General features: G+C 73.6%; 16 protein-coding genes. 1 reads left to right on the top strand and 15 read right to left on the bottom strand.

The genetic code is table 11. The features are described 5' to 3' along the window. The first annotated feature begins 211 nt into the window (after nt 1-211). Nucleotides 212-961 (top strand): FadR/GntR family transcriptional regulator, encoded by a 750-nt coding sequence (locus tag CWOE_RS07325; protein WP_012932943.1) that lies wholly within the window; start codon nt 212-214, stop codon nt 959-961. A 1-nt stretch (nt 962) separates the two neighbouring features. On the opposite strand, the gene CWOE_RS07320 is transcribed toward CWOE_RS07325, so the two are convergent. The 15 genes from CWOE_RS07320 to CWOE_RS07250 form a co-directional block, all read right to left on the bottom strand. Continuing rightward, nucleotides 963-1,994, bottom strand: coding sequence for an amidohydrolase family protein (locus CWOE_RS07320; RefSeq protein WP_012932942.1), 1,032 nt, complete (start codon nt 1,992-1,994; stop codon nt 963-965). A 3-nt stretch (nt 1,995-1,997) separates the two neighbouring features. Further along, complete coding sequence (locus CWOE_RS07315) at nt 1,998-2,966, bottom strand: sugar ABC transporter substrate-binding protein (protein ID WP_012932941.1); 969 nt, start codon at nt 2,964-2,966, stop codon at nt 1,998-2,000. A gap of 54 nt (nt 2,967-3,020) precedes the next feature. Continuing rightward, nucleotides 3,021-3,773, bottom strand: a complete 753-nt coding sequence (locus tag CWOE_RS07310; protein WP_012932940.1) for an ATP-binding cassette domain-containing protein — start codon at nt 3,771-3,773, stop codon at nt 3,021-3,023. Beyond that, entirely contained in the window at nt 3,770-4,891 is a 1,122-nt protein-coding gene (locus tag CWOE_RS07305) for an ABC transporter permease (RefSeq protein WP_012932939.1), read from the bottom strand. Before CWOE_RS07305 ends, CWOE_RS07310 begins: the two co-directional genes overlap by 4 nt. A 14-nt stretch (nt 4,892-4,905) precedes the next feature. Further along, complete coding sequence (locus tag CWOE_RS30360; RefSeq protein ID WP_012932938.1) at nt 4,906-6,210, bottom strand: DegT/DnrJ/EryC1/StrS family aminotransferase; 1,305 nt, start codon at nt 6,208-6,210, stop codon at nt 4,906-4,908. Continuing rightward, nucleotides 6,204-7,016, bottom strand: a complete 813-nt coding sequence (locus tag CWOE_RS07295; RefSeq protein ID WP_012932937.1) for an SDR family NAD(P)-dependent oxidoreductase — start codon at nt 7,014-7,016, stop codon at nt 6,204-6,206. The genes CWOE_RS30360 and CWOE_RS07295 overlap by 7 nt, the downstream gene beginning before the upstream one ends. After that, nucleotides 7,013-7,852, bottom strand: a complete 840-nt coding sequence (locus CWOE_RS07290; protein ID WP_012932936.1) for an HpcH/HpaI aldolase family protein — start codon at nt 7,850-7,852, stop codon at nt 7,013-7,015. Before CWOE_RS07290 ends, CWOE_RS07295 begins: the two co-directional genes overlap by 4 nt. Further along, on the bottom strand, nt 7,849-8,730 hold the full coding sequence (locus CWOE_RS07285; RefSeq protein WP_012932935.1) for a class II fructose-bisphosphate aldolase: 882 nt from the start codon (nt 8,728-8,730) through the stop codon (nt 7,849-7,851). Before CWOE_RS07285 ends, CWOE_RS07290 begins: the two co-directional genes overlap by 4 nt. 46 nt (nt 8,731-8,776) lie before the next feature. Then, on the bottom strand, nt 8,777-10,150 hold the full coding sequence (locus tag CWOE_RS07280; protein WP_012932934.1) for a four-carbon acid sugar kinase family protein: 1,374 nt from the start codon (nt 10,148-10,150) through the stop codon (nt 8,777-8,779). A 10-nt stretch (nt 10,151-10,160) separates the two neighbouring features. Then, nucleotides 10,161-11,348, bottom strand: a complete 1,188-nt coding sequence (locus CWOE_RS07275) for a M24 family metallopeptidase (RefSeq protein WP_148260928.1) — start codon at nt 11,346-11,348, stop codon at nt 10,161-10,163. Nucleotides 11,349-11,552: 204 nt separating this feature from the next. Then, entirely contained in the window at nt 11,553-12,917 is a 1,365-nt protein-coding gene (locus CWOE_RS07270) for a transposase (RefSeq protein WP_012932932.1), read from the bottom strand. Nucleotides 12,918-13,022: 105 nt separating this feature from the next. Next, nucleotides 13,023-14,051, bottom strand: coding sequence for a hypothetical protein (locus CWOE_RS07265; RefSeq protein ID WP_012932931.1), 1,029 nt, complete (start codon nt 14,049-14,051; stop codon nt 13,023-13,025). Between the two features lie 24 nt (nt 14,052-14,075). Next, nucleotides 14,076-14,624, bottom strand: a complete 549-nt coding sequence (locus CWOE_RS07260) for a hypothetical protein (RefSeq protein WP_012932930.1) — start codon at nt 14,622-14,624, stop codon at nt 14,076-14,078. Between the two features lie 78 nt (nt 14,625-14,702). Then, on the bottom strand, nt 14,703-15,755 hold the full coding sequence (locus CWOE_RS07255; protein WP_012932929.1) for a hypothetical protein: 1,053 nt from the start codon (nt 15,753-15,755) through the stop codon (nt 14,703-14,705). Between the two features lie 429 nt (nt 15,756-16,184). After that, nucleotides 16,185-20,144 (bottom strand): P-loop NTPase family protein, encoded by a 3,960-nt coding sequence (locus CWOE_RS07250; RefSeq protein WP_012932928.1) that lies wholly within the window; start codon nt 20,142-20,144, stop codon nt 16,185-16,187. Nucleotides 20,145-20,170 lie beyond the last annotated feature (26 nt).

Below are 20,170 nucleotides of genomic sequence, written 5' to 3'. Positions count from 1 at the left end.
CAACCCCCCGCGCACGGCACGCGGCACAACAACGAACCGGGCACTCCCACTTAGTGGAACTGCCCGGTTCGTTGTTGCACCGACCCAAGCCCCCGCGATAGACGCGCAGCGTCCATCTAGTCTGCCCCCACCGCGCGGCCGCCGCCGCACCGGCGTACGGGATATGATCCGCCGGCGCATTGGCCGACCGGTCGACGCGTCGCACCAGCCCATGACGAGACCATCACTGCTCGACAACCTCCGGATCGAACCGCGCGAGGCGCAGGTCTTCGAGATCACGCGCCGGCTGCTCGACTTCCTGCTCTCCGGGAGAGTCGCGCCGGGGTCGAAGATCCCGTCCGAGCGCCAGCTCGCGGAGGCGCTCGGCGTCGGCCGCTCGGCCGTCCGCGAGGCGATCAAGTCGCTCAGCTTCCTCGGGCTGCTGCAGATCCGCCAAGGCGACGGCACGTACCTCGCGAGATCGGGCTCGAACCTGCTCCCGCAGGCGATCGAGTGGGCGATGCTGCTCGGCGAGCCGCGCGTCCTCGACCTGACCGAGACGCGCCGCTACATCGAGATCGACGTCGCCGGCCTCGCCGCCGAGCGCGCCGACGACGAGGGCGTCGCGCTGCTGCGCGAGCAGCTCGAGGCGATGCGCGCCGCGGGCGACGACGTCGAGGCGTATGTGCGCGCCGACGTCGCCTTCCACCTCCAGATCGCCGCGCTCAGCCGCAACGAGGTCTTCGCCGACCTCGTCACGAGCCTGCGCTCGCTGCTCGGCGCGTGGGCCCACCGCGTGCTCCAGCACGCCGGCGAGACCGGCACGTCGCTGGCGATGCACGAGCCGATCGCCGACGCGATCGCCGCCCACGACGTCGATGCGGCGCGCGCCGCGATGGCGGCGCACATGGACCGCGCGCAGCGGCGCCTGCGCGAGGCGCTCGCCGCCCACGGCGCCGGCGCCGACCCCGCCGCGCGCTGACTCAGCCGACGACGCGGGGGAAGATCCGCGCGGCGTTGTCGTGGTAGAGCAGCCGCAGCGTCCGCGGCGGCAGCGCGAGCCCGTGCAGCGGCTCGTCCGGCAGGAACGCGAATGGCCGCGGGATGTCGCGGTCGCCGCTCTCGAACAGACGCCAGTGGTGCGCGTAGAAGGCGCGCGCGTCGGTCCGCGGCCCCCCGTCCGCCGGCAGGTCGTAGACGCCGGTGCGGATCAGGTCGGTGCCGAAGACGATCCGCTCCGGCCATCTGGCGAAGATCTCCAGCGCCGCGCCGCGCATCGGCTCGCGCCCGAGGTCGAACGTGCGCGTCGCGGTGTCGACCATGTAGTTCGGCCGCTCCGCGAGCATCCGCGCGACGTCGTCGAGCGGCATGAAGCAGCCGAAGTGCAGGCCGACGAAGGTCGTCGCCGGACGGCCGGCGACGAGCCGCTCGAACTGCTCGTGGATCTGCTCCAGCGCCGGGAAGCGCGTGCGGTCGCCGAACCAGTACTCGGGGTGCTCGCGCAGCTCCAGATAGCGCTCGTTCGACGGCTCGACCGGCGCGAAGAAGTCGGGCGGGTCGCCGACGTGGATCGCGACCGGCAGCCCCAGCCGCGCAGCCGCGTCCCACAGTGGGCCCAGGCGCGCGTCGTCGACCGCGACCAGCTCGCCCCGCGCATCGCGCAGCGTCAGGCCGAGGTTCTTCCAGACCTTGATCCCGGCCGCGCCGAGCGCATGCGCCCGCTCGACGCCGTCGACCAGCGCTGCCGCGAAGCCGGGAGCGCCGACGCCGGAGAGGTCGGGCGCGTGCAGCAGCGCCATCCCGAGCGCAGCGGCGTCGGGCCAGATGCCAGCCCATCGCTCGAAGCTCGGCGGCGGCAGCCTCAGGTCCCAGTAGTTGACGACCCCGCGCGGCAGCGCGGGGTCGCCCAGGACGGCCAGCGCGCAGTCGCGCGCGGCCGCGTCGAAATGCGTGTGCGCGTCGATCACAGGTCCGTCGTAGACCGGGTGGCGCACGTCAGCCGTCAGCTCGTCCATCGCTCAGCCGAGGAACTTCTCCACGTTCGCTCTGTCGATCAGCGTCGGCTCGACCATCACCTCGGCGTCGACCTGCTCGCCGCGGCCGACGGCGACCGCCGTCCGCACCGCCTCGGCGCCCAGCTCCGCGAACGGGAACAGCGTCGTCGCCTGGATCCCGCCGCCCTCGGCGATCACTCTCAGCGCGTCCTGCTGGCCGTCGCCGCCGACGACGACGAGCGGCTTGCCGAACGACTCGACGACCGGCAGCGCCGCCATCGCGGCGATGTCGGTGCCCGCCAGCAGGCCTCTCATCTCCGGGTGCGCGGTCAGCATGTTCTCGGCCGCCGTGCGCGCCTTCGCCGGATCGCACTGCGCCTCCAACTCGGAGACCACTCTCAGTCTCGATCCCTCCATCCCGGCGAGCTGGCCTCTGTTGATCGCGGCGGTCAGCGGGTTCTCCTTGAAGCAGTCGATCATGCCGACCGCGCCGCCGTCCGGCAGTGCCTTCGTCAGATATCTACCGCGCAACAGCCCGGCCTGGTACCCGTCGTAGCCGACGTACGCCGAGAGGTCGTCGAGATCCGGCACGTTCTGGTCGAACGCGACGACGTCCACGTCCGCGGCAATCGCGCGAGAGAGCGCCGGCGCCAGCTCCGCGCCGACCGCGCCGGGATTGACCGCGATCACGTCGTAGCCCTTCGTCACCGCCGAGTCGATCTTCGCGATCAGGTTCGTCGCCTCGCCGCGTGAGGCGCCCGCGTCGACCTTCACCTCGGCGCCGTCGATCTGCTTCGCCGCCTCCTCGGCGCCTCTGCTCTCCTGCACATACGAATCCGACTCCAGCGAAGGCAGCAGGACGTAGACACGCACGTCGTCGCCTCCGCCTCCGCCGCTGGTGCTGCCGGATCCTCCGTCGCTGTCGCTTCCACAGCCGGCGAGCAGCGTCACCGCCGCCGCGACGACCGTCGCGAGCAAAGCCGTAGCCCTCATCTGCACTCTCCTCCATCCGATCTGACGAAGCCGGGCGCCAGAGGCGCCCGGCGCCTACCCGTACTGCGCTCCGACGATCAGCGAGACGATCCGCTCGTGGTTCTCCGCGGTCGGTCGCTCCTCGCCGACGTTGCGACCGCGCCGCAGCACGATCGCTCGGTGCGCGACCTCCATCACGTGCTCCAGGTTGTGCGAGATCAGCACCACCGCGATCCCGCGTCTCGGCAGCCGCTTGACGAGGTCGAGCACTTGACGCGACTCGCGCACGCCGAGCGCCGCGGTCGGCTCGTCGAGGATCAGCACGCGGTTCGCGAACGCCGCCGACCGCGCGACCGCGATCGCCTGCCGCTGACCGCCCGACATCACCCCGAGCGGCTGCTCCGGGTCGGGGATCACGACCTGCAGGTCGTCGACGTGCTCCTGCCACTCGCGCGTCATCGCACGCTCGCGCAGGAAGCCGAGCCGACCCAGCCAGCCGGGTGCGGTCCGCTCGCGGCCGACGAAGAAGTTCGCCCGCGCGTCGAGGTTGTCGAAGACGGCGAGATCCTGGTACACGGTCTCGATCCCGAGCCGCCGGCTGTCGGCGGGCGAGCGCAGCGTCACCGGCTCGCCGCCGACCAGCACCTCGCCCTCGTCGAGCCGGTGCACGCCGGTCATCGCCTTGATCAGCGTCGACTTTCCGGCGCCGTTGTCGCCGAGCAGCGCGACGACCTCGCCGGCCTCGACCGACAGGCTCGCGCCGTTCAGCGCCTGCACGGCGCCGAAGCTCTTGTACGCCTCCCGGATCTCCAGCGCAGGTGCGCTCATCGTCCCACTCCCATCGCGTCGCCGACCCTCGGGGCGTCCTCCCGCTCGGGTCTCTGCCTGCGCTCGCGCCCGCGTGCGCTCGCACTGCTGCGCACACGCAGCCGGTCCTCCAGCGCGCGCCGCACGACGTCGAGCTCGAGCGCGATCAGCACGATGCAGCCGATCGCGACGTTCTGCCAGAACGGGTTGACGTCCTGCAGGTCGAGCCCGTTGCGGATGATCCCGAGGATCAACGCGCCGGCCAGCACGTTGCCGACCGTCCCGCGGCCGCCCGCGAGGCTCGCCCCGCCGATCACGACGGCGGTGATCGCGTCGAGCTCCATCAGCGTGCCGGCGCTCGGGCTGCCCGCGTTCGTGCGGCCGGCGACGATCAGCCCGGCGATCGCGGCGGTGACGCCGCAGACCATGTACGCCGACATCACGACGCGCTTCGACGGGACGCCGAGCCGGTCGGCCCCTTCCGGGTTGCCGCCGACCGCGTAGAACCAGCGGCCCCACTGCGTCCGCGACATCAGCACGTAGACGACGAGCGCGACCGCGCCGACGAGCACGACCGAGGCGGGCAGCGGCCCGACGAAGCCGTTCCCGAGCGAGACGACGGCGCCGGGCATGCCGTTGACGGTCACGCCGTCGGAGACGACGAGCGCGATCCCGCGCACGATGCCGAGCGTCGCGACGGTCACGATCAGCGGTTGCAGCAGCCGCCCCTTGACGATCAGGAACGCGTTCGCGGTGCCGACCGCGAGGCCGACGAGCAGCATCGCGACGACCACGACGAAGCTCGACGAGCCCCAGCTCGTCGTAGCGATCTCGGCGCCGAGCACGCCGGTCAGCGCGACCGTCGCGCCGACCGAGATGTCGATGCCGCGCACGACGATCACGAGCAGCTGACCGACCGCGAGCGCCGCGATGATCGACGTCTGCGCGCCGAGGTTCTGGAGGTTGCGCTCCGTCAGGAAGTACGGCGCGAGGATCGCCATCGCGACCGCGACGACGAGCAGGATGAAGAGCGGGCCGGCGCGCACGGCGCCGAGCGCGAGGCTCAGCGCCGAGCGCGGCTCTCTGGCACCCAGCCGGGGCGCCTGGGCCGACGGCGCTTCAGTCGCTGGTTCAGGCATGCGACGGTCCCTCCTCACGCGCCGGCGCCGGCGCGCAGCTCGGCGAGGTTGGCGTCGAGCTTGCCGAACGCTCCCGCGACGCTCGCGACGAACTCGTCGTCGACGCCGAGGTAGTTCCACGGCAGCTCGATCGAGGCGGCGACCTTCGCCTCGCAGCCCGGCAGCTCCAGCCGCGTCGGGTCGACCCCGGACCGCCGGATCGCCTCGGTCCACATCACGCGCGGGCCGTCCCAGTCGGGGCTCAGCCGCGGCGAGCGGTGGAGCCCACGCTCGACGTAGCCGACGGCCGGCACGCCCTCGGCGTTCAACGCCGCAAGGTACGCGTCGCGCGTCACCCCGGCGGCCGCCGCGTCGAAGTTGAGCGTGACCATGTGGAAGACGGGCTCGTCGTCGGCGCCGTACTCCGGCATCGAGAGGTAGTCGATCCCGGCCAGCAGCTCGCGCAGCCGCTCGGCGTTGCGCCGCCGCTCGGCGTTCTCGGCGTCGAGCTGCGGGAGCCGCGCGAGCGTCAGCAACGCGGTCACGAGGTTCGGCCGATAGGTGTAGACGAGCGAGTCGATCCCGCGCCGCAGCTCGTCCGGGAAGCCCGGCTCGCTCGCGCGGCCGATCAGCTCGCCGCGACCGGCGTGCTGACCGCTGATCGTCGCCTTCCAATAGCAGTCGGCGACGCGCGTGACCATGTAGCCGCCCTCGGTCGTCGCGAGCGGCTTGACGCCGTTGGTCGAGAAGCCGGACGCGTGGCCGAACGAGCCGACCCGCCGTCCGCGGTGGCGCGCGCCGTGCGCCTGGCTGCCGTCCTCGACCACGAGCAGGTCGTGGCGCTCGGCGAACGCCATGATCGCCGTCATGTCGGCCGGCTGACCGTAGAGGTGGGTGACGAGGAGCGCGCGCGTGCGCTCGGTCAGGGCCGCCTCGAGCGCCTCCGGCGCAAGCAGGCCGGTGGCGGGGTCGACGTCGGCGAACGCCGGCACCGCGCCGTTGTGCAGGATGCACGAGACCGACGCGCCCCACGAGTAGGGCGACGTGATCACCTCGTCGCCGCCGGTGATCTCCAGGCCGATCAGCGCTGACTGCAGCGCGCCATGCCCGGAGCTCGTACAGAGCCCGTGCGGGACGCCGTGCAGCTCGGCGACCCGCTCCTCCAGCTCGCGCACGACGGGGTGGCCCTTGCTCAGGCCCTGCGTCGGCCCGTGCTGCAGGGTCGTGCGGATGCGCGCGAACACCTCGTCGTCGAACCGCGGGTACGCCGGCGCACGCAGGGTGTGCGCCGGCTCGCCTCCGTGGATCGCGAGCGCTCGGCTCTTGACTTGTCCTACCACAGCGTCTGCCCACCTTCGATCACCAGGTTGTGCCCCGTCATGTAGTCCGACCCCTCGCCCGCGAGGTAGACGATCGCCGCCTGCAGATCCGTCACCTCTCCGAGGCGCCCCTGTGGGATCTGCGTCAGCCACTCCTCCATCAACGGCCGCAGCTCGTCGGACTGCTCGATCAGCGCCGTGCGGATGATTCCCGGCGAGATGCAGTTGACCCGCACGCCGCGATCGGCCCATTCGGCCGCGAGCGTGCGCGTGAGCCCGACGACAGCCGCCTTCGACGCGTTGTACGCCGCCTGCTTCTGCGGATGCGGAACGATCAGCGACGCCATCGACGCCGTGTTGACGATCTTCCCGTAGCCCTTCCCGAGCATCACGCGCCCGGCCGCCTGGCACCCGTCGAAGACGCTGCGCGCGTTGAGCGCGAAGACTTCCTCCCACTCGGCGGCAGTCGTCTCCTCCGCCGCCGAGTTGCGGTTCACGCCGACGTTGTGGACGGCGATCTCCAATCCTCCCCAGCGGCCGACGACGTCGGCGACGTAGCGCTCGGCAGCGTCGCCGGCCGTCACGTCGCACGTCAGCCCGACGGCCTCGACGCCCTTCGCCGCCAGCTCGGCGGCGACCGCCTCGACGCGCGCTCCGTCACGGTCGACGACGGCGACGCGTGCGCCCGCCTCACCGAGCGCGTGCGCGAACGCGCGGCCGATCCCCTGACCGGCGCCGGTGACGATCGCGCGGCGGCCGTCCAGCCGCATCCGCTCGAGGATCGAGCGGCCGCCCGCTCCAGTCACGACTGCGTCCTGCTGACTCATCCGCGCACCTCCAGCGTCGATTCGGTGACCTCCGGGCTGGAGGCTCTCAGGGCGGCGACGAGGGTTCTGAGCCGCGCCGCGATCAGCTGCGGCGCGGCGAACACGACGAGCGTCGCGCCGGCGGCACGCGCCGCGCGCGCCGCCGGCTCGTCGTCGGCGAGCATGCAGAGCGCGGCCTCGCCGCCGCCGAGCACCGCAGCGCTCGCGCGCTCGATCGCGTCGCGCACGGCCGGGTGGTCGCGCTCGCCGGGGTGCCCGAGCGAGATCGACAGGTCCGACGGGCCGATGAAGACGGCGTCGAGCTGGGGCACCGCCGCGATGCTCGCGGCGTGCTCGACCGCGTCGCCGTGCTCGAGCTGCGCGATCACGACCGTGCGCTCGGACGCGTCCCGCAGATGCGCGGCGACGCTCGTCGTGCCGTGGAAGCCGGCGCGCGTGCTGGTCGCGAGCCCGCGCGACCCGCGCGGCGGGTAGTGCGCCGCGCGCACGACCGCCTCGCACGCCGCCGCGTCGCGGACGTGCGGCGCGACGATGCCGGCAGCGCCGGCGTCGAGGGCGTGCAGGATCTCGCCGGCCGCCGACCCGGTGACGCGCACCAGCACCGGCAGGCCGGCGCTGTCGGCCGCGCGCACGTGGTGCTCGAGCATCTCTCCGTCGCCCGGGCCGTGCTCGGTGTCGATCACGGCGAAGTCGAAGCCGCTGTAGCCGGCGGTCTCCAGCAGCGAAGCGCACGGCATCTTCACGATCAGCCCGGCGAGCTGCTCGCGCGACCGCAGGCGCACGGCGAACGCGCGCCGCGCGACCGTCGTCTCAGCCCCGCCGTTCTCAGCGCTCATGCCGTCACCCGTGTTCCCGACAGCAGCGCGATCCATCTGAGCGCGACCTCGCGGACCGCGTCTCGCGCAGGCGCGAGCAGCTTCGTCAGATCGTCGCTCTTCGTCACATCGCCGTGCTTCGTCAGATCGTCCTCGTCCGCAAGCGCCTGCTCGAGGCCCGCGCGGAACGCACGCCGCAGCTCGGTGTTCACGTTCACCTTCGCGACGCCGAGCGAGACCGCGGTCCGCAGCGCGTCCTCCGGCAGGCCCGAGGCGCCGTGCAGCACGAGCGGCACGTCGACGCGCGCACGGATCTCCGCGAGGCGGTCGAAGTCGAGCGCCGGCGGACCTGCGTGCATGCCGTGGACGTTGCCGATCGCGACCGCGAGCGCGTCCACGCCGGTCCCGTGCACGAAGCGCGCGGCCGCGTCCGGGTCGGTCAGCGCACCCGACGGGCCTGCGCCGCTGGCGTCCTCGTCGCCCGCGATCCCGGCCAGCTCGCCCTCGACCCACGCGCCGTGCGCGTGCGCCAGCTCGACGACCTCGCGCGTCCGCTCGATGTTGCGGTCGAGCGCGAGCGCCGAGCCGTCGTACATGACCGACCCGTAGCCGGCCGCGAGACACGCGCGGATCTCGTCGACGTCGGTCGCGTGGTCGAGGTGGACGCCGACGTCGGCACGGGCTGACTCCGCGCACGCGATCGCAAGCGCAGCGAGCGGTCCACGGCCTGCATGGCGAAATGCGCTGCTGCCGGCCTGCACGAGGATCGGCGCGTGCAGCTCCTCGGCTGCCGCGCAGACCGCCTGGGTCTGTTCGAGGTTGTAGACGGAGAACGCCGCGAGCGCCCGGCCGTCCTGCTGTGCGGTGCGCAGCGCGCGCGTGTCGCAGACGTGCGTCATGCGCGCTCCGCGAGGCCGAGATCGTCTGCCATGTGGACACCCTACCTTAAAGGTCAACCGGTTCACCAATTACTTCCGAGTGTGATTCGAGTGCTCCTGCACCAAGTCGCGCGAGCGCCGCCGCGAGCGTCTCGACGCCACCGACGTTGCCCGGGAAGACGACGTACGGAAGCCCCTCGTACGGGCCGTCCTCCAATCGCCACACCGACACCTGCCCAGGAAACAGCTGCCCGAGCACCGTGGCGCGCCCGGCTTCGAGCGCCGCGGCGGCGACGTCGTGCGAGGTGATCCCGCCCTTCGCGACGACCCATCGCGGCACGCATGCCGAGACGATCGAGACGACGGCGTCGACGAGCGCCGCGGCGATCCGCCCCTTGACCGCCGCACTCTCAGCGGCGCTCCCGCCGACGACCACCTCGCGACTCGTCGCGAGCGCGACGTCCCCGCGTTCGAGCGCGCGCTGCGCCGCCTCCGCGACGCGGATCAGCTCCGCGGCCCGCAGCCCGGGATCGACGAGCGCCGCGACAGACAGCTCGACGACGGTCAAGCCGTGCGCGGCGACCGCCGCATCGAGCTGCCGCGTCGTCAGGTCGGTGTGCGAGCCGACGACGACCAGCCCGCCGCCCCCGGGCCGTACCGCGACGTCGGCCGCCGGCAGCGTGTGCAGCGGCGGCGCAGGCGCACGGCCCGCGCGCGCCGCGACGAACGACGGCGCCGTGCGGTACACGAACCGCCGCCCCGCCCGCTCAGCGGCGACGATGCCGGCGGCAAGCACGTCGAGGTCCGCGCGCGTCTCCGCGTCGAGCGCGACGACGCGGCCGCCGCGCGCGTCGCGCAGCAGCTCCGCCACGCGCGCCGCTCCGCCCGCCCGGATCTCGCCGAGCGCGACATGGCCGACCTCGGACGGCGAGATGCCGCAGCGCCGGGCCGCCCACTCGCGGAGGTCCGACTCGCCGTACGCGAAGACGGGGTCGCGCGCGAACTCGGTCTCGGCGACCGGCACGAGCCGGCCGTCGCCGTCGCGCAGCAGGTGGACGCCGTCGATCGTGACGCGACCGGCCTCGGGGTACGCCGGGCACAGCAGGATCGCGTCGGGCGGATCGTGCCCGACGTCGCCGAGCCCCGCGACGAGCGCGTCGACCTCCGCCGGGAAGTGCCCGCGCAGCGTCGAGTCGCCGCGGCTGAGCACCCGCACGTCGCGGCCGCGCGCAAGCGCAGCGCTCGCGACGGAGCGCGTCACGCTGCGCGTCAGCGCGACGGCGTCGCGCTCCGGGAGCGCACGCGAGTTCGTCAGTGCGAACACGACGTCGCCGCCGTCGTCGAGCGCCCACGCGACGTCCGCGTCGTCGAAGCGCAGCAGCAGCGGAACGCCCGCGACGGTCTGGCTGCCGGTCGGATCGTCGTCGAGGACGAGCAGCATCGCGCCCGCCTCACCCACCGACCGGGTTCCAGCCACGGCCCCAGTCGCCGCACGGATCGCAGCCGGCGTCGGTCACGACGACGGTGTCCTCGAGCTTGACGAAGCCGATCTCGGCGTCGATCAGATGCGTCTCGATCGACAGGACCATCCCGGAGCGCAGCGGAAGCTCGCGGTGCGTCGCCGGGTACGGCGGCGAGCCGGTGTCGGTCAGGCGCGGCGCCTCGTGCGACAGCAGCCCCGTGCCGTGCGCGAGGAAGGTGATCGCGGCGGCGTCGCGACAGCCTCCGGCCGCCTCGTCGGCGGCGTCGAACAGGTCGCCGCCGCGCACGCCCGCCCGCACGACCGCGCGCGCGGCCGCCTGCACGGTCGCGACCTGCGCCAGCAGCTCCTCGTGGCGGGCGCTGGCGGGTCCGTCGAGACCCATCCGCGTGAGGTCGGCGACGTAGCCGCGCATGTGCGCGCCGGAGTCGAGCGAGACGATCCCGCCGGCCGGCAGGCGCTGCTCGGACGGCGCGCGGTTCGCGCTGCCGCCCGCCGTCACGAGGCAGTAGCCGAACGTCAGCCCGCGGCGCGTCTGCTCCAGTCGCAGCCGCTCGGCGAGCTCGCGCGTCGACTCGCCGGCGCGCGCGTCGGCGATCGTCGCGAGCATCGCGTCGACGACCGCGCCGGCGCCGGCGCGCAGCAGCTCCAGCTCGTACGGCCGCTTCACCGCGCGCAGCTCCTCCAGCAGCATCCCGGCGTCGCTCAGCTTCGCGCCAGGCAGGCGTTCGCGGAGCACGAGGTGAGCGTCCATCGGAACGTACGGGGGCTCGACGCCGACGACGGCGCCGCCGAGCCCGAGCGCGGCGAGCCGGTCGCTCGCGATCCGCGCCGCGTGCGCGGCGGTCCAGCTCGCGTTCTCGACGTGACCGACCCACAGCGGCTCCGCATCGGTCGCCCAGTCCTCGTTGCCGGCGCCGACGAAGAACGCCTGCTCCGGCGCGCCGCGCACGTAGCCGACGACGGGCAGGTAGCGATCGGCGCCGATCCCGTCGAGCAGCTCGTAGAGGAAGAAGCGGTGGCCGCCGAGCAGGTAGCGCGTGTTGTGCGGGGACGTCGCGAGCAGCACGTCGACGCCGGCCTCGTCCATCAGCGCGTCGAGGCGCGCAGCGTCGAACGGTGGCACGGACGTCCCGGTGGGGGAGGTCGTAGAGGTCACGCCGCCAGCATACCCATATTGGTCGACCGGTTGTCCTTTTATCCTGGCTGGCTGGCCAGCCAGGAATGCAGACGAGCTGACGCCAGAAGGGTTCCGAACCCCCTTCGTCACATCGGCGCGGCGGCTCCGCCAGATGCGGAGCCGCCCGCCCGCCCGGCCGCGCGAGGCGGCCGGGCGAACGGGCTGACGAAGCACGTGAAACGGTCAGGCGCCCGTGCCGGGCGCCGCCTCCTCCGCGCCCTGCTCGGCGGCCTCCTCCGCGCCCTGCTCGGCAGCCGCCGTCTCGCGCTCGACACGCGCGCGCTCGGCCGTGACGGCATCGGGCAGCGCAGCGAGCTCGTCCGCGCACGGGATCGGGGCCCAGCCCGCCTCCTCGCGCATCAGCGCCCACGCGACCCACGCCTCGCGCATCGCGTCGTCGGTCCAGGTCGTGATCCGCCGTGTCCGGCGACGGACCCCGCCCATCACCGACTCGATCCCCTGCGTGTGGCGCATCGCGCGCAGCAGCTCCCCGCTGACGCCGAGCCGCGCGAACGTGACGGTCTGCTCCACGTCCCCACGCAACGAGCGCGCGGCCTTCTCCTCACCGAGCGCGTCGAGCGTCGTCGCGCACGCCTCCAGCGCCTCCAGCGCGCGCCCTGGATCGGTCATCGCCCATGCATGTGAGAGCTGGCCGTTGACCTGCTCGAAGTTCGCCTCGTCGACGAGCGCGTCCTTCAGGTTGCGGCGCTTGTGCTCGACGTCCCGCTGCACCGGCGCGCTCGCGCCGGCGACGGCGCGGATCCCGCCGGCCAAGCCCTTGCCGCCGTCGATCCGCCAGGCGACCCGCCTCAGGTCGACTCCGCGCTCGGCGGTCCTTCGCAGCAGGCCCGTGACCAGCTCCGCCGTCTCGTACTGGCCGGTCGCTATGTCGATCGCCACGCGCGCGCCCGTCGTCGTCGTCCCGATCAAGACCACGACCGTGCGCTTCTTTCCTTTCGAGCCCATCGCGAGCCCGTCGGCGTCGATCGTCACGATCGTCCCATCCGCCTGCGGGTCGCGCGTCCGCAGCTTCGTCAGATCGGCGTCGGCCTGTTTCCTGTTGCGGCCCTGGAACGCGGTCTTGCCCAGCCCTCGCGGCACCTCCTCACCGGCCGCGACGAGCGCCTCGCGGTACCTTCTCGACGTGACGCCGGCGCCGGCCATCCGCGCGACCGTCTCGTTCTGCTGCTCGCGGGCGGAGAAGCGCCGGTAGCGGTCGGGCAGCGTCGTCGTGCCGTCCGCCCGCGCGATCCGCGGCACGCGCACCTCCAGCCGACGCGCGCCGAAGCCGATCGAGCCCCGCATGCGCGAATGCCGCCGCACGCCCGGCTCGGCCGTGACCTGCTCCACCTCCTCGTCGAACAGCTCCTCGGCCAGCCGCACGATCAGGCGATCGGCGACCTCGTTCAGCGCCGCGGGGTCGTCGAGCTCGAGCCCCATCTCGAGCGCCTTCTCGCGCACCATCTCGCGCACCATCTTCAACAGCGGCCGCGTCTCCTGCAGCGGCTGCGGGCTCTGCTCGTCCCACAAACCCATCTGATCCGTCATCAAGCGCTCCTTCGCGCTCCTGCGCCCCGCCCGGCCGTCGGGCGGGGGTCCTGCTCGGGGCGGGCGCCGCGACCGTGTCGTCGCGGCGCCCGCGGGGGTGATGCGTCAGCCGACCGTCAGCCACTCCAGCGACGGCAGCGGCGGCATCCGGCGAACCAGCTCGTCACGCGGCGCGACCTGCCAGTCGTGCCCGTCGCAGACGAGCACAGCCGCGCGACCGGCGCGACGCAGCCCGCGCGCCGCGAACCAGAGCCGCAGGCTCCTCCGTCGGCCGTGCGGAAGCCGACGCAGTGCACCCCAGCTCGCGGTCTCGCCGATCTCGACGTCGGCCGGCGCGCGGCTGGGCACGAGCCAACGGGCCACGGTCCCGGGCTCCAGCTCCGGCGTCAGCGCGTAGGCGCCGTACCAGGCCGTCAGCACGTCGGGCAGCAGCGTCGGCCGCCGCGGCGCGTCACGAACGGTCGCGGCGATACGGCTGCGCAGGTCCGCCACGCTCGGCCTGAGGCCGAGCTCGCCGCACGCGACCCGCCGGATCGCCCCCAGTACGAGGTCGACGAGCAGCGCGCGCTGTTGCTCCTGGGCGTCGACCGCCCGCAGCCATGCGAGCAGGTGCAGCAGCTCGTCCAGCACACGCGCCTCGCGGGCCGGAAGCGGGAGGCGCACGACCTCGCGCCACCGCTCCTGCGCCGGCTCCCAAACGTCGTACGCCAGCTCGTCGCCGGCGACCCGCATGCTCCACCAGCGCCGGTCCTCGGCCCACGCGACGGCCGTGCCGTCCCGGTGGACGCTCCACCCGTTGGAGGCGAACCGTGCGACGCGCAGCCTGCGGTCGAGCAGCGCCGCGAGTGCCTTCCCGCCCTCCTCGGTGAACAGCATGTCGATCGGCGGAGACCCGCCCTGTGCCGCACGACGGAACGAGACGGCGCGGACGATCTCCGTCAGCGCCGGCAGCGCGCTCCCGCGCGCGACCGGGTCGCACCAGACGATGACGGTCGCCTTCGGGCCGATCAGTTGCGCGACGCTGTACGTCGTCCCCTGCGCGCCGTTCTCCGCCGGCGACCACGAGGCGGTCACCGGCCAGCCGACCTCGGCCAGCGTCTCGTCGACGACCGCTGGGATGTCGTGGTTGTCCATCAGTTTCTCCTTCTTGTCGTTGGGTCAGCCGTGGTTGATGTCGACGAGGATGCGGTCGACCGTGGTGCGGGTGGTCTCGATCCTCCAGGTCAGTTCGACCCAGGCGTTGTGGCGGTCGGTGACGCGAGCGGTCAGCAGCCGGGTGCCGCCCGTTGCGAGGTCGCTGATCAGCTCGACGGTGCGGTAGCGAGCGAGGACGCGGCTGCTGGTCCAGGCCTGCTCAGGCGCAGGGCCTGCCATGCAGGTCCAGCGCACGAGCAGCACCGGGAGCTCGCGGGGCTGCTCGTAGCGGGCGTGCGCTTCGAGCACGTCGAGGACCGCGGTGAGCTGGCGGTTGGGCTGGGCGGGCAGCTGGTCGCCGAAGAGCGGGGCGAGCTGATGCTCGTCGATCCTGTCGAGCACCAGCCGGTTCAGCGGCGCGCCACTCCGACGACGGACCGGGAGCGCGATCCGGCCGCGCACATACGCGACCGCGAAACCGATCAGCCCGGCGATCACGAACAGCGGCCAGGGCACGAGCGCGAGCGCGATGAGCCCGGCCATCGCAAGCGCGATCACACGCGTAGCGGACATCAGATTGTCTCCTTCAGAACGAGAGGCGGCGCCGGCCGGGAGTGGCCGGCGCCGTTTGAACGCGAACGCCGCTGCGGGTCAGCGGCGGGTTGTGAGCGCTCCGGCGGCGAGCAGGAGCACGGCGCCGACGGCCAGCAGCGGCAGGTTGAGTCCGGCCATCCACGGCGTGGCGAGCATCACGAAGCCGAGCAGCGCCACGAGCGCCCGCTGCTCGGCCGCCTCGCGCCCGGCGCCGCGGCGGGCGCGGGAGCGTGCGTCGGCGTGGTTGGCCGCCGCGACCGCGAGCAGCACGCCGCAGACCGCCGCGAGCCAGATCCGGGGTTCCATCAGCTCCTGCACCGACGCCCCCGGCGCGAGGACGAGCGCGTAGACGCCGCCGACGACGGCCGCCCCGCAGACGATCAGCCGCGTGGCGCGCACCAGCCGGTCACGCCCGAACGCTCCGGCGAGCAGCAGCCCACCCGCGAGCGCGCCCGGCCGCCACAGCCCGGGGTCGGGCTGCACCTCGCGCAGCGCCGCGTAGACGGCGAACGCGAGCGCGAGGACCATCGCCGTCTGGACCCACTCCCCGCCGAGACGCGAGAGCACGATCGCGACCGCAGCCGCCAGGCACACAAGCCCGTGCCGGACCAGCCCCTCCGAGCCGGGCAGCCAGCCGATCCACATCCCCATCGCGCCGAGCAGGCCGACGCCGGACGCGAGCGCGGCCGTCATCGCGCCCGCCTGCGCGGCGGAACGGCTGGCAGCCCGGCTGGACGCGGCGAGAAGGTTGTCCGACATCTGCTGGGCGAGGATCCCCGCCCAGAGGGCCAGCGTGACGCAGAGCGCGAGCAGCGACCCGTCCTGCCAGTCGTCGATCACGACCCCCACGCGCGGCAGCTGCGTCGCACCGAACAGCGTCGCGCCCGCGGCGACGCACGCGATCAGGTCGAGCTGACGAGTGAGACGAGCGGGGCAGTGAGCGGCGAGCTGGAAGCCAGCCACGAAGACGGCGGCGGGCAGGAGGTAGACAGCCAGCAGTTCGGACGAGACACCGGCCGGCGCGTTCTGGATGCTGACGTAGAACCAGCCGATCAGCACGAGCAGTGAGACGAGACCGATGTGGTCTCGCGAAGAACGGACAGATGACATCTTGGGTTCCTTCCATGGATCCCTGAGAGATGAGTCGAGCGCCCTCGGGACACGTCGTCCATGACGTGCGGGGTGGTGCTGCGAGGGCGGTGAAGAGGTGGTGCGGGTGGTGCGGGGTGAGGGCCCGTTGCGAGGGCGGAGGCGAGTGAAGAGAAAGAGAGACAGGGACGTTACGGCGGCATGCGCGTCCCGTCAACGGCGGCGCACCGGAGCCGGCCGTCAAACGGCGACCTCGCCGTGCGCCAGACCTGCCGATTCCCCACCACAGCGGCGATCCCGTCATCTGACGCAGCACGCCGCCCCCGTCCCGCGACGAAGCCACGAGCGGGTCTGACGCACCCGTGACGAAGCTCGAACCCCGTCTGACGCACGTCTAACGCACGAGCGCCGACGCGCCAACCGCGCGTCGGCGCTCGTGCGGCGGGAGGGTCAGGCGCCGAGGCGCTTGGGGTCGATCAGGTAGACCCGCCGCGGTCTGCAGACGCGGGCGCCCTGCCCGTCGATCTGCTCGCGCACGTGCGGCGGGTGCTCGGGCAGCGCGAACGCCTCCAGCGAGCCTTCGTGGAGGTCGCGCTCGACCGCGAAGAAGAGGCCGCGGCGGCCCGGGTACGGCCACTCCAGCTCCGGCGTCCCCGCCTTCGCGACGCGCGTCGCGACGACGCGGTCGGCGAGCTTCAGCAGCCGCAGCGCGGCGCGCTCGTCCTCGCTGACGAAGACGACCAGCGGCGCGAGGCCGAAGCCCTTGTAGCGGTCCAGCAGCTGCCACCAGCCGGAGACGAATCCGTCGTAGCGGCGCAGCCGCTCCTCGCTCGCGCCGCCGCCGCGGGAACGATCGAGGTCGACCATCAGCTCGACCCGCCGCGGGCCGTCGCCGGTCAGCCGCAGCCCGAGCGTCGCGTCCGGCGAGACCGGCTCGAAGCGGGTCCCCTCGAACCCCTGCAGCTTGTGGTTGGTGCCGAGCACCACCTCGCTCGGCCGCAGGTCGACCCACTGGCCCTGGTGCTTGCGGCGCGGCGGCTCGAGCCGCCCCGCGCGCGGTCCGCGCCACGAGGTCATCGAGCGGCCGAGACCGGACTCGAGCGCGAGCACCCAGCCGTTGACGTGGAGGTCGCGCAGCACGCGGCGCGGGTCCGCGATCTGCGGCTCGCGCCAGGTCGCGTCGTCGGCGACGAACAGCCGCCCGTTGCGGCCGCCGCGTCCTCTCAGCAGCTCGAAGCCCGCGCGCGAGAGGCAGTAGACGCGCTGCTGCGTGCCGCGCTCGGCGACCTGGAACTTGAACCGTCTGACCCAACCCGCGGCCGCCATCTTCTGCAGCCCCTGCTGGCTGGCGCGCAGCGAGCTGCCGCTCCACCAGCGCCGCCAGATCTGCGTCGCGAAAAGGAAGCGGTACGACCACAGCGCGCCGAGGATCTCCAGCTCGCGCTCGCTCGGCTCGTGCGCTCTCGGTCTCCCTCTCGGGTTGTCCCAGATGATCCCGCGGACGTCATCGAGGTCGAGCTCGGCGAAGCTGTCGGGCACCGCCGCTCTCGGCGCCGCTCTGGCCGGAGCGGGGACGGGCTCGGGAGCGGGCGCAGGCGGCTCGGGGGCAGGCGCGGGCGGCGCCGGCCGCTCCGCCTTGCGCGCGGGCGGCCGCGCCGCCGGCAGCTTCGGCGACGGCGGGCCGGCCGTCGCGCGCGGCCGCTCCGGCAGCGTGACCGGGCGCGGCGCTGCGGCGACCGGTGTGGGCCGGGCGGGCGCCGCGGCGACCCGCTCCGGCTTCGCCGCCACCGGCTCCGCGGCCACGGCGGCCGCCGGCTCTGCCGCCACCGGCATGACGTCCGCCGTCGGCAGCTCCAGCAGACCGTTTCTCCAGTCGAGGTCCGGGAGCGGGTCCGGCAGCCGCTCGGGCACGAAGCCGCCGCGCGCAGTCTGCGCGGCGCGGTGCTGCTCGATCACGTCCGCGCGCGTCTCCAGCGGCAGCGTCTGCGCGATGAACGCCGGCTGCCGCGCGCCGCGGCTGATCCACGAGCAGACCGTGTGGTGGTTGGGCAGGTTGAAGATCGTGTCCGGCGTCACCCGCAGGCGCGCCCGCGAGGCCGTGTCGTCGCGGATCAGATCCGTGTACGCCGCCATCGCGATGCGGCTCATCTCGAGCGCGTCCTGCGACTCGCCCATCGAGAACATGCAGCGCTGGCGCAGCAGGCTCATCAGGCCGCCGCGCAGCTTCGGGTCCTGGATCTGCTCGCCGTACTGCCACGCCGCGGTCACCTCCAGCCCCGCCGACCGCAGCGTCGCGAGCGCGTCCGCGAAGCTGTCGTTGATGATCAGGTGCGCCTCGTCGACCTTCAGCGCGACGCGCGGCCGCTGCTCCTCGGGCAGCTGCTGCGCGCGCTGCAGCGCGCCGTAGAGCGCGGTCAGCACGAACTGCATCATCACGCGGCAGTTGTCCGCGCCGAACGTGCCCATCTTGCCGTCGACGATCAGCACCTCGCGTCTGGCGATCACGTCGTCGAGCGACAGCTGGATCGGGTGCCGCAGGACCTTGTCGAGCGACTCGACCATCAGCCGCAGCAGCTTGTTGCGCGGCGCGTCGAGCTTCGCGTTCGTCTGCGCGGCGGCGTTCGCGAGGTCGCTCGGCAGCTCGCGCCCGAAGAACGTCGCGGTGTCGGTGAACCAGGGGTCGGCGAACAGCGCCTCGACCACCCGCTCGCGGAAGCTGACCTCCGGCGGCAGCAGCATCCGGTACATGTGCCACAGCGTCGGCGGCCCCTCGACGACCCCGCGCCGGCTGGCGCCGATCGCCGCCTGCGCCGCCTGGCGCAGGTAGCGGTCCGACGAGCCCTTGATGTCGCCCTCGGCGTTCACGTCGCGGAACGCGTCGACGACCTTGTCGGCGATCATCGCCGGGTCGCCGTCGCCCATCAGCGGGTTGATCCCCAGCTCCGGCCGTTCCAGGTCGAGGTAGTGGACGGTCCGTCCGGGCGGCACCATCGACAGCGCCTTCTGCGCGTCGCCCGGCTTCGGCATCAGCACGACGAGCGCGCAGCCCGGGTCGAGCGCGTCGGCCTCCACCGTCCGGCAGAGGACCGCGGTCTTGCCGGTCTTCTGGCCGCCGATCAGCCCGAGGCCGTCGCTCTTGTCCTGCGGGCGGATGCCGACGCTGCCGCGCTCGTCGCGCGCGAGCGTGTGCTCCGGCGCGCGGCTGACGTCCGGCGGCGCCATCAGCCGCGGCAACGGCGAGCGCACGACGCGCACCGTCTTCAGCCCCGGACTCGGCAGCGCGCAGAGTCCAGCCAGCTCGCCGGACGAGAGCACGCCGCGCCGCCAGCTCGGCAGCGGGTTGCCGACCGCGGTCCGCAGCCGGTCGAGGTACAGCTCGCGGCGGATCCGCATCCGCCGCTCGACCAGCCGGTTCTCCGCCGACGATGCGCCGCGCAGCGCACCGGCGACCGCCGCGCAGCCGGCGTCGTCCTCCGCCGCCACGCGCAGGTCGCAGAAGAACAGCGCGCGATGCTGGATCCGCAGCCCGCCCTCCAGCTCGCGCCCGAGCACCTCCGAGCGCAGCCCCGCCTTCGACGGGTTGCGCACGTGCGCGTCCGCCGCGACGTGCTCCAGGCGCCCGTAGCGCCAGCGCGAGTAGACGTCGAACAGCGCCGGCGCCGGCGTCAGCGCGTACTGCACGATGCTGGTCTGCGCGACGCTGCCCATCTGGCTCAGGACCGCGTCGACCGCCTGGCGCTCGTCGTCCTCCGCGCCGCGCAGCGCGCGCACGAACGTCTGGCGCTTCTTCAGCCGCACGACGCGGGAGACCGGTGGCAGCGCCTGACCGCCGCGCCGCAGCCGGCTGTCCGGGTAGCACGCGAGCAGGCTGCCCTCGATCCCGTCGACCAGCTCCTCGGGGCAGACGAGCGTCAGCCGCGCGGAGCGGTCGCCCTCGGCGTCGGGGGCGACGACCAGCTCGATCGCCATCCCGCGCTGGCCGGCGACGATCCGCCGCCACCACCGTTCCAGCAGCTGCTGGTGCCACGACTCCAGCAGCCGCCGCACGTCCTCCGGCTCGGCCTGGTCGGCGCGGAACGGCAGCAGCCACAGCCGCACGTAGCTGCGCTGCCGCCGCGCGCGCCAGCGCACCGCGCCGAGCGCTCCCGCCGCCAGCGCAAGCGCGACGAGCGGCAGCCCCGCCGCGCCCCACACGGCGCCGGCCGCATCGCCGATCCGCGCGGGCGCGCCGCGCGCGGCGCGGTCGGCGATCGCTCCCGGGTCGACGCGCGCCGGCGGTGCGGCCGACGTCGTCGTGGTGGTGGTCCGCGTTGAAGCGGGGCGCTCGGCCGCCGCGGCGGGCGGCGCGAGCAGGCAGGCGACGGTGAGCAGGCCGATCAGCGCGTCGGCGATCCTCCGGGCAGCGGGCATCGTGGCAACCTCCTGTGGTGATGTGG

It is taken from the genome of Conexibacter woesei DSM 14684 (assembly GCF_000025265.1).
Classification (GTDB): Bacteria; Actinomycetota; Thermoleophilia; order Solirubrobacterales; family Solirubrobacteraceae; genus Conexibacter; species Conexibacter woesei.
The sequence above is the reverse complement of the archived record's forward strand: the minus strand, read 5'-3'. Positions and strand labels throughout refer to the sequence as shown.

Excerpts from the sequence above, each read along its gene's own strand:
- CWOE_RS07270 (WP_012932932.1), bottom strand. The coding sequence starts at position 12,917 with ATGACGGATCAGATGGGTTTGTGGGACGAGCAGAGCCCGCAGCCGCTG.
- CWOE_RS07305 (WP_012932939.1), bottom strand. The coding sequence starts at position 4,891 with ATGCCTGAACCAGCGACTGAAGCGCCGTCGGCCCAGGCGCCCCGGCTG.
- CWOE_RS07290 (WP_012932936.1), bottom strand. The coding sequence starts at position 7,852 with ATGAGCGCTGAGAACGGCGGGGCTGAGACGACGGTCGCGCGGCGCGCG.
- CWOE_RS07295 (WP_012932937.1), bottom strand. The coding sequence starts at position 7,016 with ATGAGTCAGCAGGACGCAGTCGTGACTGGAGCGGGCGGCCGCTCGATC.
- CWOE_RS07250 (WP_012932928.1), bottom strand. The coding sequence starts at position 20,144 with ATGCCCGCTGCCCGGAGGATCGCCGACGCGCTGATCGGCCTGCTCACC.
- CWOE_RS07315 (WP_012932941.1), bottom strand. The coding sequence starts at position 2,966 with ATGAGGGCTACGGCTTTGCTCGCGACGGTCGTCGCGGCGGCGGTGACG.
- CWOE_RS07265 (WP_012932931.1), bottom strand. The coding sequence starts at position 14,051 with ATGGACAACCACGACATCCCAGCGGTCGTCGACGAGACGCTGGCCGAG.
- CWOE_RS07285 (WP_012932935.1), bottom strand. The coding sequence starts at position 8,730 with ATGACGCACGTCTGCGACACGCGCGCGCTGCGCACCGCACAGCAGGAC.
- CWOE_RS07310 (WP_012932940.1), bottom strand. The coding sequence starts at position 3,773 with ATGAGCGCACCTGCGCTGGAGATCCGGGAGGCGTACAAGAGCTTCGGC.
- CWOE_RS07325 (WP_012932943.1), top strand. The coding sequence starts at position 212 with ATGACGAGACCATCACTGCTCGACAACCTCCGGATCGAACCGCGCGAG.
- CWOE_RS07260 (WP_012932930.1), bottom strand. The coding sequence starts at position 14,624 with ATGTCCGCTACGCGTGTGATCGCGCTTGCGATGGCCGGGCTCATCGCG.
- CWOE_RS07255 (WP_012932929.1), bottom strand. The coding sequence starts at position 15,755 with ATGTCATCTGTCCGTTCTTCGCGAGACCACATCGGTCTCGTCTCACTG.
- CWOE_RS07320 (WP_012932942.1), bottom strand. The coding sequence starts at position 1,994 with ATGGACGAGCTGACGGCTGACGTGCGCCACCCGGTCTACGACGGACCT.
- CWOE_RS07280 (WP_012932934.1), bottom strand. The coding sequence starts at position 10,150 with ATGCTGCTCGTCCTCGACGACGATCCGACCGGCAGCCAGACCGTCGCG.